General features: G+C 65.3%; 16 protein-coding genes. 9 read left to right on the forward strand and 7 right to left on the reverse strand.

Annotation, left to right across the window (positions count from 1 at the left end; translation table 11 throughout):
* Positions 1-130: 130 nt before the first annotated feature.
* From ABLV49_RS00695 to lplT, 4 genes are all read right to left on the reverse strand, one after another.
* The gene (locus ABLV49_RS00695; protein ID WP_349279721.1) at positions 131-1,177 is read right to left on the reverse strand and encodes an extracellular catalytic domain type 2 short-chain-length polyhydroxyalkanoate depolymerase; all 1,047 of its coding nucleotides are present in this window, start codon (positions 1,175-1,177) and stop codon (positions 131-133) included.
* A 115-nt stretch (positions 1,178-1,292) separates the two neighbouring features.
* Positions 1,293-1,778: a glutathione peroxidase gene (locus tag ABLV49_RS00700; protein WP_349279723.1), complete on the reverse strand. Its 486-nt coding sequence runs from the start codon at positions 1,776-1,778 to the stop codon at positions 1,293-1,295.
* 169 nt (positions 1,779-1,947) lie between these two features.
* On the reverse strand, positions 1,948-2,856 hold the full coding sequence (locus tag ABLV49_RS00705; RefSeq protein WP_349279725.1) for a DMT family transporter: 909 nt from the start codon (positions 2,854-2,856) through the stop codon (positions 1,948-1,950).
* Entirely contained in the window at positions 2,856-4,136 is a 1,281-nt protein-coding gene (gene lplT / locus ABLV49_RS00710) for a lysophospholipid transporter LplT (protein ID WP_349279727.1), read from the reverse strand. The genes ABLV49_RS00705 and lplT overlap by 1 nt, the downstream gene beginning before the upstream one ends.
* A 189-nt stretch (positions 4,137-4,325) precedes the next feature.
* On the opposite strand from lplT, the gene alr reads away from it, so the two are divergent.
* From alr to hepT, 3 genes are read left to right on the forward strand one after another with little or no spacing between them, the layout of a single operon-like run.
* Positions 4,326-5,429 (forward strand): alanine racemase, encoded by a 1,104-nt coding sequence (gene alr, locus ABLV49_RS00715; protein ID WP_349279729.1) that lies wholly within the window; start codon positions 4,326-4,328, stop codon positions 5,427-5,429.
* The gene (mntA, locus tag ABLV49_RS00720) at positions 5,426-5,821 is read left to right on the forward strand and encodes a type VII toxin-antitoxin system MntA family adenylyltransferase antitoxin (RefSeq protein WP_349279731.1); all 396 of its coding nucleotides are present in this window, start codon (positions 5,426-5,428) and stop codon (positions 5,819-5,821) included. Before alr ends, mntA begins: the two co-directional genes overlap by 4 nt.
* Positions 5,811-6,239, forward strand: coding sequence for a type VII toxin-antitoxin system HepT family RNase toxin (gene hepT / locus ABLV49_RS00725; RefSeq protein WP_349279733.1), 429 nt, complete (start codon positions 5,811-5,813; stop codon positions 6,237-6,239). Before mntA ends, hepT begins: the two co-directional genes overlap by 11 nt.
* Here the strand turns inward: hepT and ABLV49_RS00730 are convergent.
* From ABLV49_RS00730 to ABLV49_RS00740, 3 genes are all read right to left on the reverse strand, one after another.
* Positions 6,236-7,210 carry a 2-dehydropantoate 2-reductase gene (locus tag ABLV49_RS00730; RefSeq protein WP_349279735.1) on the reverse strand — a complete coding sequence of 325 codons (975 nt, stop codon included), beginning with the start codon at positions 7,208-7,210 and terminating at the stop codon, positions 6,236-6,238. The genes hepT and ABLV49_RS00730 overlap by 4 nt on opposite strands.
* A gap of 114 nt (positions 7,211-7,324) precedes the next feature.
* Positions 7,325-8,311: a Bug family tripartite tricarboxylate transporter substrate binding protein gene (locus ABLV49_RS00735; protein WP_349279737.1), complete on the reverse strand. Its 987-nt coding sequence runs from the start codon at positions 8,309-8,311 to the stop codon at positions 7,325-7,327.
* A 136-nt stretch (positions 8,312-8,447) separates the two neighbouring features.
* Positions 8,448-8,846, reverse strand: coding sequence for a 5-carboxymethyl-2-hydroxymuconate isomerase (locus ABLV49_RS00740; RefSeq protein WP_349279739.1), 399 nt, complete (start codon positions 8,844-8,846; stop codon positions 8,448-8,450).
* A 117-nt stretch (positions 8,847-8,963) separates the two neighbouring features.
* Between ABLV49_RS00740 and radA the strand changes: the two genes are divergently transcribed.
* From radA to waaF, 6 genes are all read left to right on the forward strand, one after another.
* Entirely contained in the window at positions 8,964-10,343 is a 1,380-nt protein-coding gene (gene radA / locus ABLV49_RS00745; protein ID WP_349279740.1) for a DNA repair protein RadA, read from the forward strand.
* Positions 10,344-10,376: 33 nt separating this feature from the next.
* The gene (locus ABLV49_RS00750; protein ID WP_349279742.1) at positions 10,377-11,159 is read left to right on the forward strand and encodes a metallophosphoesterase family protein; all 783 of its coding nucleotides are present in this window, start codon (positions 10,377-10,379) and stop codon (positions 11,157-11,159) included.
* 146 nt (positions 11,160-11,305) lie between these two features.
* On the forward strand, positions 11,306-11,719 hold the full coding sequence (locus ABLV49_RS00755) for a glycerate kinase (protein WP_349279744.1): 414 nt from the start codon (positions 11,306-11,308) through the stop codon (positions 11,717-11,719).
* A 109-nt stretch (positions 11,720-11,828) separates the two neighbouring features.
* Positions 11,829-12,770, forward strand: a complete 942-nt coding sequence (locus ABLV49_RS00760; RefSeq protein ID WP_349279746.1) for a branched-chain amino acid transaminase — start codon at positions 11,829-11,831, stop codon at positions 12,768-12,770.
* Positions 12,771-12,806: 36 nt separating this feature from the next.
* On the forward strand, positions 12,807-13,016 hold the full coding sequence (locus ABLV49_RS00765) for a zinc-finger domain-containing protein (protein WP_349279748.1): 210 nt from the start codon (positions 12,807-12,809) through the stop codon (positions 13,014-13,016).
* A gap of 105 nt (positions 13,017-13,121) precedes the next feature.
* Positions 13,122-14,126 (forward strand): lipopolysaccharide heptosyltransferase II, encoded by a 1,005-nt coding sequence (waaF, locus tag ABLV49_RS00770; protein WP_349279750.1) that lies wholly within the window; start codon positions 13,122-13,124, stop codon positions 14,124-14,126.
* Positions 14,127-14,258 lie beyond the last annotated feature (132 nt).

Consider the following 14,258-nt stretch of genomic DNA (forward strand, 5'->3'; position numbering starts at 1 on the left):
GCCTTTTTTCCGCCGCTTGGCTGTTGTTGAAAATCAGCAACTGCTCAAGGTTCCCGTGCAGGCGGGAAGCCGGTTTTTGCTGGAACGAAATCCAGCCACATCCGGGCTGGAATTCAATAAAAAAGCCGGGCTATGTGCGTGATTTTTTCGGCTGCTGCGCGAGCCGGTTCACCATGGCCTTGATGGCTTGCATTTGCGAGCCTGACTTGTAGGCGTAGTTCGTGCCGGTGTAGCCCCACCAGTCCCAGCAGCCATCCGGGTTCAGGGGGCTCCATGACTTGTTGACCTGCGGATACAGCACCATGAGCTTGTTGTTGTCGGCCCAGTTGTTGTAGCCGGTGTCGGTGTAGAACTGGTTGCCCACGGATTCGGCCGACTGCTTGCAGCCGTGAATCGCCACGTGCACCTTGCAGTTCGCGCCCGTGGCGCTGCAACTCTTGGGCACGTACAGGTAGCCGGTGCCGGCCATGCCGGTGGCGCTGCTGGCATAGGTGCGCTGGTTGAAGCTGACAATTTGCCCGGCTGGCGTGTCAACCCGTTGCTGGAGCGGGCCATAGATGTGCTGCAGCAGCGCCCCGGCCTGGTCGTAGCCCTTGCTTTCGACATTGCAATGGCTGATGTAGGGATCGGCGTTGGCCGCGCAGTCGTTGCCATAGCTCGGGGTGATGACCGCATGGCCCGCCGGCATCTTGTTGACGTACTGCAGCTGGGCCGGCCGGACGCCCACCTCCTTGAAGAACTCCACCGTGGCATCGACCACGGGCTGGCGCACCACGGTGTCGTCGGTGCCGCTGAAGACATAGACGCGGCGCTGGTTCAGGTTTTTGAGCGGGTCAATCAGGCCCGCATCGGCGAAGGACTGGGCGGCGCTGACCAGCAGGGGCGGGTAAATCGGCATGCCGTTGCCCATGCAGATGGTGGTGGCGTACATCATGTTGTTGGCCGCGCAGTAGTAGGGCCCGCCCGCCACGACGCCCGCGCCGATGATGGAGCCCGAGTAGGCCACCTGCATCTGTACCGCCATGAAGGCGCCCGAAGACAGCCCCGACACCGAGGTCTGCTGGGGGTTCGCGCCATAGGCGGGAAGACTCGCCGGGGCGGCGGCGGGCTGGGCGAGGGCCTGGGCGGCCGTCAGGCTGAACAGCACGAGGCTGGCGATGGAACGCGGCAATGACATGGATTCCTCCTTGAATGGATGATTTTTGAGTGACAGCAACATCAGCCCGAAGGCTGGCACCCAGCATGCCATGAATCACTTTTTGTTACAACCGTAACCTGTCACAGGTTGCCCATCAAGCCGCCAGCGCAGCCTCGATGTCCCTGGCCAGGCTGGCGGGCTTGTCCAGCGGCGCATAGCGCTTGACCACCCGGCCATCCCTGCCGACCAGGAACTTGGTGAAGTTCCACTTGATGGCCTTGCTGCCCAGCAGGCCGGGCGCCTCGCTAGAGAGCCACTGGTACAGCGGATGGGCCGACTGGCCATTCACGTCAATCTTGGACATCATCGGAAAGCTCACGCCGTAGTTGACCTGGCAGAAGGTGGCGATTTCGCTGTCGTTGCCGGGGTCTTGCGCGCCAAACTGGTTGCACGGAAAACCCAGCACCACCAGCCCCTGGCCGGCATAGGTTTTGTGCAGCTCCTCCAGGCCGCCGAACTGCGGCGTGAAACCGCACTCGCTGGCGGTGTTGACGATCAGCATGACCTTGCCCCTGAATTCGGACAGGGCGATGTCCTGGCCGTTGATCTGGCGCGCTTTGAAGTCGTAAACCGTGCTCATGGGATTTCTCCTGGTGTTCATCGTTGTCGTAAGGTAGCCGCAATTTTCCGCCGGGCAGCGTATTGCGCGAAGCGAAAAGCGTTGGGGCAATTTTCCGCCGGGCCGCCCCAAGGAAAATTAGCCCCCTCGGGGGGCAGTGCATTACGCGAAGCGAAAAGCGTGGGGGCTATTATTCTTTGGCCGAAGGCGCCGTGGCTGCCAGCACCGCCGCCAGCACGATCAAACTGCCACCCAGCAGGATGCGCGGCGTGAACTGGGCGGCCCCCAGCGCGGCGGCGGACCCGCTGGCAAACAGGATTTCGGTCAGCATCACAATTGCCGTCGCGCCGGCCGCCAGGCGTGCCGCGCCGTATTGCAGGGCCGCGTTGCTGGCCATGAAGGCCAGGCTCAACCCCAGCAGCACCGGAATGCCGGCCGCCTGCAGCGCCGGGCCGGGCACCACCTGCAGCGACAAGCCGAGCAGCGCGGCCAGCGTCGCCATCAGGCCGCTGCCGCCAAACATGGCCAGCATGCAGGTGTTGCCGGGCGCGTCGGCGAATTTGCGCAGTAGGCAATTGGTGACCGCAAAACTGAAGCCGCCCGCAATGGCCAGCCAGTCGGCGGCGCCCTGCGGAACCGGCCACGCAGAGTCGGGCGCCTTCAGCACGATCAGTACCCCGGTCATGGCCAGCAGCAGCCGAAACAGCGATGCGGCAGTCGGTTTTTCACCCAGCAGCAGCCACGCCACCAGCACCGACCAGGCCGGCATCAGGTAAAACAGCAGCACCACCCGCACCACGTCGCCCACGGTGACGGCCCAGTTGAAGCCGACATTCGTCAGGCCCGCCGCAAGGCCCAGCAGCCACAGCTGCGGATGCGCCGCAAAGCCGCGCCAGGCCTTGAACTGCACGGCCAGCAGCCCGGCGACGATCAGCAGGTACATCAGCGCCGTGGCCCACAGCGGGTGCAGGCCATGGCCCTGCAACTGGCGAAACGGCCACCAGGAAACGCCCCACACCAGCGCATTGAAGACCAGCGCGCCGACCGCCAGCGCAGCCGTTCGCCCGTGTGCCGCGCGGGCCGGATGCAGCCCCGCCATCAGTGCGATTTGTCGCTGCGGGCGATGCTGATCAGGTGGTCGAGCTGCAGCTTGTACTTGACGGTGTTGCTCTTGTGCCAGCGCTGGATCAGCCACATGTTGCCGGCCACCACGATGCCAAAACCGGTGATGGCGCCAAAGGCCGACAGCCCCATGCCGGTGGACAGGCTGTAGCCCGCGCCCAGGCTCAGGATGCAGGCCTGCTCGTTGAAGTTCTGCACCGCAATCGAGCGGCCCGCGCCCATCAGGTTGTGGCCCCGGTGCTGCAGCAGCGCGTTCATCGGCACCACCAGGAAGCCGCCCAGGCCGCCGAGCAAAATCAGGAAAGGCGCGGCCACCCAGACGTTGGTGATGAAGTTCATGCCGATGACCAGCACGCCCATGGCAATGCCCAGCGGCATGACCTTGGTCGCCTGGTCCAGCCGCATCCGCATCGACGCCAAAATGGCGCCGGCGGCCGTGCCAATCGCCACCACGCCCACCAGCGACGAGGCCTGCGTGGTGCTGTAGCCCAGCGCCGCAGCGCTCCAGGCCAGCACGATGTAGCGCAGGTTGCCCGACACGCCCCAGAACAGCGTGGTGGTTGCCAGCGAGATCTGGCCCAGTTTGTCGCGCCACAGCGCTGCGTTGCAGTTCCAGAAATCTGGCAGCAGCTCGAACTTGTTGCGCGGCATCGGCCGCATTTCAACGCCGGTGTCGGGGATGCGCAGGTTGAACCAGGCGGCAATGATGTAGAGCAGGATCAGCAGCGAGATCGCCGCTTCGGGCGGCGTGTCGATGCCGGTGTCGATGACCGGAAGGTCGAATGCCAGCAGGTAGGTGGAGATGGAACGCCCCACCAGCTGGCCGCCCAGCAGCACGCCCAAAATGATCGAGGAAATCGTCAGGCCCTCGATCCAGCCGTTGGCCTTGACCAGTTGCGAGGCCGGCAGCAATTCGGTCAGGATGCCGTACTTGGCCGGCGAATAGGCGGCGGCGCCGAGGCCGACGATGGCATAGGCTAGCAGCGGGTGCGAGCCGAACAGCATCATCAGGCAGCCGATGACCTTGATGGCGTTGCTGACGAACATGACGTTGCCCTTGGGCCGGGCGTCTGCATAGGCACCGACAAAAGGCGCCAGAATCACGTAGAAAAGCGCGAACATCGGCACCAGCGCCGCCGGTTGCCATTTGGGCGCCCCGTTGGTCTTGAGGAGTTCCACAGCCGCTACGAATAGCGCGTTGTCAGCCAGCGAGCTGAAAAACTGGGCTGCCATGATGGTGTAAAAACCGCGCTTCATTAAACTGTATTGATCACCGCAAAAAATGCATCAGTTCGTCTGATGTCTCCAAATACAGGTGAATGTCTCCAAAGAATCGCTGTTTATAGCATGGGGGCCGGTGACAGAATCGAAGAAAGACCCTGAGTCTGCCCGCTAACCCGAAGCCAGCCGCTCCGGCCCGCCGTTCACTTTTCACCTGATTGCCCCATGCCACGTCCCATTCTTGCCACCATCCACCTTGCCGCCCTCAGCCACAACCTGGCGCGCGTTCGCACTGCCGCGCCTGACGCCAAGGTCTGGGCCGTCGTCAAGGCCAACGCCTACGGCCACGGCATCGAGCGCGTTTTTGATGCGCTGCGCAGCGCCGATGGCTTTGCGCTGCTCGACCTGGACGAGGCCAGGCGCCTGCGCGCGCTCGACTGGCGCGGCCCGATCCTGCTGCTCGAAGGCTGCTTCGAGGCGCGCGACCTGGAACTGTGCTCGCGCCTGGGCCTGTGGCACACGATTCATTGCCAGGAGCAGATCGACATGCTGGCCGCGCACAAGACGCAGCTGCCGCACCGCGTGTTCCTGAAAATGAACACCGGCATGAACCGCCTGGGCTTCACGCCCGAGCGCTTTCGCGCCGCCTGGATTCGCCTCAATGCCTTGCCGCAGGTCGATGAAATCTCGCTGATGCAGCATTTTCCCGATGCCGACGGCCCGAAGGGCATCACCGCGCAGCTCCAGGCTTTCGATGCCGTGACGCATGATTTGCCCGGCGAGCGCACGCTCAGCAATAGCGCGGCCATCCTGCGCCACACCGGCGCGCTGGCCGGGCGCTCGGACTGGGTGCGGCCCGGCATCGTGCTCTACGGCAGCGCGCCCGACTTTCCCGAGCACAGCGCCGCCGGCTGGGACTTGCAGCCGACGATGACGCTGTCATCCCGAATCATCGGCCTGCAGACCCTGGCGGCTGGCGATACCGTCGGCTACGGCTCCAGCTTTGTCGCCGAAGGCTTGATGCGCATCGGCGTCGTGGCCTGCGGTTACGCCGACGGCTATCCGCGCCACTGCCCCACCGGCACGCCCGTGCTGGTGAACGGCGTGCGCACGCGCATGGTCGGCCGCGTCAGCATGGACATGATCACCGTGGACCTCACGCCCGTTCCCAAAGCCGGCATGGGCAGCGAGGTCACGCTCTGGGGCCGCGCGTCAAAAGGCGGCGCCATGCTGTCCATCGACGAGGTGGCGCGGGCCGCCAGCACGGTGGGCTATGAACTGATGTGCGCGGTGGCGCCGCGCGTGCCGTTTGCGCCGCTCTGCCCATGAACTGCAAAGCCATCCTCGGCATGCTGCAAAGCCGCGTGCCCGGCCTGCTGGCGATTTATGCCTTCGGCAGCCGTATCCAGGGCACGGCGGGGCCGCAAAGCGACCTCGACCTGGCCGTCCTGGTGGCCGGATATGCCGATCCGCTGGCCTTGTGGACGCTGTCCGGCGACCTGGCTGACCTGGCCGGCTGCCCGGTCGATTTGCTGGACCTGCGCGCGGCCTCGACCGTGATGCAACACCAGATCATCACCACCGGCCAGCGCTGGTGGGCCTGGGATGCGCAGGCCGCCCTGTACGAGGCGGCGATTCTGAGCGAAAAGACCGCGCTCGATACCGCCCGTGCGGGCCTGCTCGACGACATTCAAAAAAGGGGAAGCGTTTATGGCCGATGACGTGCTGATCAACAAGGCAGCCACCATCGAGCGCTGCATCAGGCGGGCGCGCGAGGAATATGACCGCGACCCGGCCACCTTCGCCACCGATTTCACGCGCCAGGATGCGGCCATCCTGAACATCCAGCGCGCCTGCGAAGCGGCGCTGGACATGGGCCAGCACCTGATTCGCCGCGAAAGGCTGGGCGTGCCGCAAAGCGCCCGCGACGTGTTCGCGCTGCTGGCGCAAGCCGGCTGGATCAATGCGGCGCTGGCCGAAGGCCTCAAGCGCATGGTCGGTTTTCGCAATATTGCGGTGCATGACTACCAGGCCCTGCAGTTGCCGATCACGGTGGCCATCATTCAAAAGCACCTGGACGAGTTTTTGCACTACAGCCAGGGCGTGCTGTTGCGCGATGCCGGGCAAGCCGCGCCCTAATACAGCCCCTTCACCCGCGCCTTCAGCCGCGCCAGCCCGAGCAGCGCGTCGGTGTACGGGGTCTGCACGCCGGTCAGCTGGCCCAGTTCCCGCACGGCGGCCACCAGCGCGTCCAGCTCCAGCGCCTTGCCGGCTTCCACATCCTGCAGCATCGAGGTCTTGACCGCGCCGAGCTTGCGCGTGACCTGGTGCCGGTCCTCGGGCTGCTGGTCAATTGAAATGCCCAGGCGTGCGCCGATTTCCTTGGCCTCCAGCATCACGCGCGAGATAAAGCCGCGCACCAGCTCGTCGTCCATGATGCGGTCGATGGTGGCGCCGGTCAGCGCGCTGATCGGGTTGACGGTCATGTTGCCCCAGAGCTTGAACCAGATGTCTTTCTGGATCTGCGCGGACACCGGCGCCTCGAACCCGGCTTTTTCGAGCAGCGCGGCCAGTTGCCGCACGCGCGCGGTTTTCTCGCCCGACGGCTCGCCGACGATGAGCTGGTTGCCAAAGTGGTGCTGCACCTGTCCGGGTTCATCGACCGAACAGCTGGCATGCACCACGCAGCCGATGATGTGCTGCAGGGGCAGGGTCTCGGCCAGCATGCCGTCGGGGTCCACCGAAGTCAGCCGCCTGCCCGCCAGCGCGCCGCCAAACCCCTGCAGGAACCACCACGGCACGCCGTTCATGGCCGTCATCACGATGGTGTCCGGCCCCAGCAGCGGCCTGATCTGGCGCGCCACTTCGGGCAGCGACGGCGCCTTGACGGCCAGCACCACCAGGTCCTGCACGCCCAGCTCGGCCGGCGTGTCGCTGGAGGCGACGGCCTGCGAGGTGATCTGTTTGCCATCGTGCAGGCGCAGCCCGTGCAGCTGCAGCGCGTCAAGCGTGGCGCCGCGCGCCAGCACGCTGACGCTGCAGCCGGCCCGCGCCAGCCCGCTGCCAATCCACCCGCCGATGGCGCCTGCGCCGTAAATGCATGCTTTCATGAGTTCGTCCCCTCTATTTAGGTATAAAAAAAGCTGTTTGCGCAATACCTGTGGGCGTAAGTAGCTATTTTTTTAATAGCGTTATCCGCGCACCTTGCGCGGGCTCCCATTTTCCTAGCCTTCCGGGGTAAAGCCAACCGCCTTGACCAGCGGCCCCCAGCGTTCGGTGTCGGCCTTCAGCATGGCGGCCAGCTGGGCCGGCGAGGTGGGCAGGACTTCCAGGTAAGACACGGCCAGGCCGTCAATCACCTCCTGCGACGCCAGCGCCGAGCGGATGGCGGCATTCAGGCGCTGCACCACCTCCTGCGGCGCCCTTGCGGGCAGGAAAAAGCCAAACCATTCGGTGAAGGCCAGATCCTTGAAGCCCTGCTCGACCAGCGTCGGCGTGCCGGGCGTGAACTTGCCGCGCCTGGGGCCGCTGGTGGACAGCAGGCGGCATTTGCCTGCAGCCACATGCTGGGTGAACTCGCCGGTGGGGCCCGACACCGCGGCAATCTGCCCGCCTACCATGTCCAGCACCGCCGGCTGTGTGCCGCGAAAGGCCACATGGCGCAAATCGACATGGCCGGCACGGCCCAGCAGTGCGCCGATGAAGTGCGGCGACGAGCCGGCGGCGGGCGAGCCGAAGTTGGCCAGCATCGGGTTGGCCTTGCACCAGGCCAGGAACTCGGGCACGTTCTTCACGCTGGCCGGCACCATGGGACCGACCGCAAAGCCGTAGTCAAAAATCGCCGCCGCCGAGACCGGCGTCAGGTCGGCAACCGGGTCATACGGCAGCTTTTTGTAGGTGTGGGGGTAAATGCCCAGCATCGACATCGGCGTGAGCAGCATCGTGGCGCCGTCGGGCGCGGCGTTTTTGACAAACTGCACGGCGATCTGGCCGCCGGCGCCGGTCTTGTTTTCAACCACCGCGCTTTTGGCATAAGCCGGATGCAGCTTGTCGGCCACGCGGCGCGAGACGATGTCGGCGGTGCCGCCCGGGGCAAAACCGGCGACGACCCTGGCGCTCTCGATGGCCTGCGCCCAGGCCTGCCGGCCGATGCCGGCCAGCAGCGCCGCAGCGCCCGTGGACTGGATGAGGTGGCGACGTGAAAGACTCATGGTGATTTCCTTGGGAAAGGGTGGGCGGACAAACAGGAACATGCCAAACTGCCGGCGGGCTGGCCAGGGCGGCATCAATCATTCTCGCCCGGCAGCCTCTTGGGCGCAGGCCGGTTTTGATGGCCGGCCGCGCCGCTCAGGCCAGGTGGCTGGCCAGGTTGTTGTGCTTGCCTTCATACACCGGCGCGCCTTCGTCGATCTGCAGCGTCAGCCCGACGGCATGTTCAGAAAAGACCTGCGCCAGGTGCGCCTTGCAACTGGCCAGCACCGCGTCGCCGGCGCGCTGGACCATCGCCGCGCCGCGTCCGGGCGTGATGCGCAGGTTCAGGTAGATGAAGGCCCGGCCCGGCTGGCCGTCGGCCACGGCGAAATGCGGCGCCGGCCAGGCCATGACGCGCGTGCCGGCTACCGGAAACAGTGGGCCGCCATCGTCGTGGCGCAGCGCCACCAGCGTGGCGGCCAGGGTGGTGCACAGCGCGCCCATGTCGGCCGTGGCTTCCAGGTTGGCGGTGTATTCGATGTTCAGGTGCGGCATGAAAATTCCAGTTAGAAAGCCAGGCGTCGGAAGGTGCATGCTACAACGCTCCGCGCGCCGCGTGCGGACATGCAGCCGGTCTGCCCAATGATGCGAAGCGGTCAATACACTAGCCGCATGGCCAAAGAAAAAACGATTTACACCTGCACCGAATGCGGCGGCACCAGCCCCCGGTGGCTGGGCAAATGCCCGCATTGCACTGCCTGGAACACGCTGATCGAATCTAGCGCCGAAAACCCCGCCGCTGGAAAAAACCGCTACAGCCCGCAGTTCCAGTCGCTCGCCAAGGCGTGCGAAGTGACCGCGCTGGCCGACATCGAGGCCACCGACATGACGCGCACCCCGACCGGCCACGAGGAGCTGGACCGGGTGCTGGGCGGCGGCATCGTCGAGGGCGGCGTGGTGCTGATCGGCGGCGACCCGGGCATCGGCAAATCGACGCTGCTGCTGCAGGCGCTCGACTCGCTGCAGCGCGCCGGGCTGAACACGCTCTACGTGACCGGCGAGGAAAGCGGCGCGCAGGTCGCGCTGCGCTCGCGCCGCCTGGGGCTGGACGGCTCGCAGGTCAAGGTGATGGCCGAGATCCAGCTCGACAAGATCCTCGCCACGCTGGAGGTGACGCAGCCGGCGGTCGCCGTCATCGACTCGATCCAGACGGTGTATTCGGACCTGCTGACCTCGGCGCCCGGCTCGGTGGCGCAGGTGCGCGAATGCGCGGCGCACCTGACGCGCGCGGCCAAGTCCAGCGGCGTGTGCATCGTGCTGGTCGGCCACGTCACCAAGGACGGCGCGCTGGCCGGCCCGCGCGTGCTGGAGCACATGGTCGATACCGTGCTGTATTTCGAGGGCGACACGCATTCGAGCTTTAGGCTGGTGCGCGCCATCAAGAACCGCTTTGGCGCGGTCAATGAAATCGGCGTCTTCGCCATGACCGAAAAGGGGCTGAAGGGCGTGAGCAACCCGAGCGCGATGTTTTTGAGCCAGCACAGCGAGCCGGTGCCGGGCAGCTGCGTGATGGTGACGCTCGAAGGCACGCGGCCGCTGTTGGTCGAGATCCAGGCGCTGGTCGATGACGGCGGCCCGAATCCGCGCCGGCTCAGCGTCGGCCTGGACCGCGACCGTCTCGCGATGCTGCTGGCCGTGCTGCACCGCCATGCCGGCGTGGCCTGCATGGACCAGGACGTGTTCGTCAATGCCGTGGGCGGCGTGCGCATCAGCGAGCCGGCGGCGGATCTGGCGGTGATGCTGGCGATTGCGTCGAGCCTTCGCGGCAAGGCTCTGCCCAAGGGTTTCCTGGCCTTTGGCGAAGTCGGCCTGGCCGGAGAGGTGCGGCCCGCGCCGCGCGGCCAGGAGCGGCTGAAGGAAGCGGCAAAACTGGGCTTCAGCGTGGCCGTGGTGCCCAAGGCGAATGCGCCGAAAAAGCCGATTGAAGGCCTGACCATCCATGCCGTCGAGCGGATCGAGCAGGCGCTGGACCTGGTGCGCAGCCTGCAGTGAACCCCGGGCCGGATTTGCAGTCAAAGGCACATCATGAAACTCGCGATTATTTCTGACATCCACGGCAACTTGCCGGCGCTGCAGGCGGTGCTGGCCGACATTGCGCGCCAGGGCGTTGACCAGACGCTGAACCTGGGCGATATTTTGAGCGGCCCGCTGCAGCCGCTTGAAACCGCCGAGTTGCTGATGGCGCACGATTTTCCGACGATACGCGGCAACCACGAGCGCCAGCTGCTGGCCTTGCTGGACCCGCCCGCCGGGGCCATTGACCCGGCCACCAGCGACGGTTACGCGGCCAGCCAGATTTCAGCGGCGCAGGCGGCGTGGCTAAAGGCGCTGCCCGTTTCTCTGGAACTCGACAGCGATATCTGGCTGTTCCACGGCACGCCGCGCAGCGATTTGGAATACTGGCTGGAAACGGCGGTGCCGGGCTTTGCCGAGGGCAACGGCCCCGGCGTGCGCGCCGCGACGCCCGCCGAGGTGGCCGAGCGCATGGGCAGCGTCACGCATCCCGTGATGCTGTGCGGCCACACGCATGTGCCGCGCCTGGTGCAGTGCGGCGGCGTGCTGGTCGTGAACCCCGGCAGCGTCGGCCTGCCCGCGTATGACGACGACCATCCTTACCCGCATGTGGTTGAAAACGGCGCGCCGCACGCACGCTATGCGCTGCTGGAAAAAAACTGCCACGGCTGGCAGGTCACTTTCTGCGCCGTGCCCTACGACCACCTGGCGCAGGCGCAGGTGGCGGCCAGTCGTGGGTTTCCTGACTGGGCGCATGCGCTTGCGACTGGTTTCATGCCGCGCCGGGCAGGGTGATTTTGCTACTAAAATAATAGCTATAAGTGCTTTGCTGGAATGCGCAAAGCACCTGAAACACTCCTAAAACGGCTCCGGCCAGCCATGCCGGGCCGCTACGCATTCCCCGCAGCCTCGGCGCCTGCGCGGGCTGCGAAAATAGCGCCATGAACTTTCAGAAAATCTTTATTCCTGTCGCCGGCGTGGCGGCGGTGGCGCTGGCTTACCGGCAGTACGGCTGGGCTGGCGTGGCGGCCGTCGCCACCGGCCTGGTGATGTGGATGCTGCTGCACTTCACCCGCATGATGACGGTCCTCAAGCGGGCCGCCAACCGGCCGATTGGCTATGTCGGCAGCGCCGTCATGCTCAACGCCAAGCTCAAGCCCGGCATGACGCTGATGCATGTGATCGCCATGACCCGCGCGCTGGGCAAGCTGCAGTCCGAAAAAGACGCCCAGCCCGAGGTGTTCCGCTGGACCGATGGCACCCACTCGCACGTCACCTGCACGTTTGTCGGCGGCAAGCTGGCGCATCACGAGCTTTTCCGGCCGGCCGAAAGCCAGCTGCCGCCCGCGCCGTAGAATCATTGTTTCGGGTTGTTGCACCGCCTGCGCTGCTTGCCTTGCGCAGCAGGCAGCCGATGGGCCGGACCCTCATTCAAGACAACTTTCATTCACCACAGGATCACTCATGACTCCAGCAGCCCCTTCCATGGAAAATCGCGACGGCAAAATCTGGATGGACGGCCAGATGGTCGAGTGGCGCGACGCCAAGATCCATGTGCTGACCCATACCCTGCACTACGGCTGCGGCGCCTTCGAGGGCGTTCGCGCCTACAGGATGCCCGATGGCGGCACGGCGATTTTTCGGTTAGAGGAGCACACCGAACGCCTCTTCAACAGCGCCAAGATCCTGCGCATGAAGATCCCGTTCACGCAGCAGGAAGTCATGGACGCCCAGCTCGCCGTAGTGCGCGAGAACAAGCTGGAAAGCGGCTACATCCGCCCGCTGACCTGGATCGGCTCCGAAAAACTCGGCGTCAGCCCCAAGGGCAACACCATCCATTTGATGGTCGCCGCCTGGACCTGGGGCGCCTACCTGGGCGAGGAAGGCATGAAGCGCGGCATCCGCGTCAAGACCAGCAGCTTCACGCGCCACCATGTCAACATCACCATGATCCACGCCAAGGCGGTGAGCAACTACACCAACTCCATCCTGGCCAACATGGAGGCCACCGACGAAGGCTACGACGAGGCGCTGCTGCTCGACCCGCAGGGCTTTGCCTCCGAGGGCGCGGGCGAGAACCTGTTCATCGTGCGCAAGGGCGTGGTCTATACGCCTGATTCGAGCGCCGGTGCGCTCAACGGCATCACGCGCAACACCGTCTTCAGCATCTGCAAAGACCTTGGCATCGAGATCAGGGAAAAGCCGATTACCCGTGATGAAATCTATATTTCAGACGAAGCGTTCTTCTCGGGAACGGCCGCTGAAGTCACGCCGATCCGCGAGCTGGACCGCATCGAAATCGGCAGCGGCTCGCGCGGCCCGATCACCGAAAAAATCCAGGCGGCCTTCTTTGACATCGTCAACGGCCGCAATCCCGAGTACGCGTCCTGGTTGACCCGGGTCTGAGTTTTCAGTTCAAAACAACAAAGAGAAGCCTGAAAAATGAGCAAATCATCCACCATCGAACTGCTGGCCAGCGACCTGAACGACCAGGGCTGCGTGTACTGCCCCAGCCCCAAGGCCGACATGAAGGTCTGGAACAGCCACCCCAAGGTCTATCTGGACGTGGCGCGCACCGGCGAAGCCAAGTGCCCCTACTGTGGCGAGGTGTACAAGCTCAAGGCCGGCGAGCACTTTGGCAGTGCGCATTAGGCCTCCACGCTTGCCACTGCGCCTGCGGCCCGGCAAAGCTGTCTCCGTGGCCCTGGCTGGTATGGAAGGCCTGCGCGGCGGTCGATGAGCAGCACTAAACCCGAAATGTCCAACGCCCTCGTCATCGCGCCGCAGTGGATCGGCGATGCGGTCATGACCGAGCCGCTGCTGCGCCGGCTGCATGCGCGCGGCGAGCGCCTGACGGTAGGCGCCCTGCCGTGGGTGGCGCCGGTGTACCGCGCCATGCCGCAGGTGGCCGAGGTCATCGAATTCCCGTTCGCCCATGGCGGCCTGCAGTTCAAGGCGCGCCGCAGCATTGCCAGGCGCATCGAAGGCCAGTTCGACAAGGCCTACGTGCTGCCCAATTCGCTGAAAAGCGCCTTGCTGCCGTTCCTGGCCAGCATTCCCGAGCGCATCGGCTACCTGGGCGAGGCGCGCGTCGGCCTGCTGACGCACCGGCTTAAAAATCCGAAAAACAAGCCGCCCATGGTGGCGTTTTATTCGGCCCTGAGCGGCGAAGGCGACCTGGCCAGCGACCGGCCAGCGCTGCACATCAGCGCGGCGGACATCGCGCCCACGCTGCACGAACTGGGCTTGCGGCAAGGCGGCTATGTGGTGTTTGCGCCGGGCGCCGAATTCGGCCCGGCCAAGCGCTGGCCGGCGCGCCATTTCGCCGAACTGGCCGCCCGGCTGGACCTACCGGTGGTGCTGCTTGGCTCAGGCAAGGAAGCCGCGCTGTGCGACGAGATTGCCGCGCCCGTGAATGTAGCGCAAGCCGGCAAGTGCCTGAACCTGGCCGGCAAAACCTCGCTGCCGCAGGCGCTGGCCTTGATTGCCGCCAGCCACGCTACCATCAGCAACGACTCCGGCCTGATGCACGTCGCCGCCGCGCTGGGCGTGCCGCAGGTGGCCATCTTCGGCTCGTCCAGCCCCCTGCACACGCCGCCGCTGAACGACAAGGCGCGCGTGCTCTGGCTAAAGGCCGACCCGGCCTACCAGCCACCGCTGGACTGCGCGCCGTGTTTCGAGCGCGAATGCCCGCTGGGCCATACCCGCTGCCTGAATGACATCGGCGCGGAGCGGGTGCTGCAGGCGCTTGATACCAATTAGCCGCTTGCCGATTTGCCAGCTGTCCATCAGCTTGAGGGGGTCGATCAACCGTCACCGGGGCGAGAATCGCCCAAAAAAAGGCCACCTTGCGGTGGCCTTGTAAAAGTCCTCTCAGAAAAATCGTTTCGGTGA

Source organism: Polaromonas hydrogenivorans (genome assembly GCF_040105105.1).
GTDB lineage: Bacteria > Pseudomonadota > Gammaproteobacteria > Burkholderiales > Burkholderiaceae_C > Polaromonas > Polaromonas hydrogenivorans.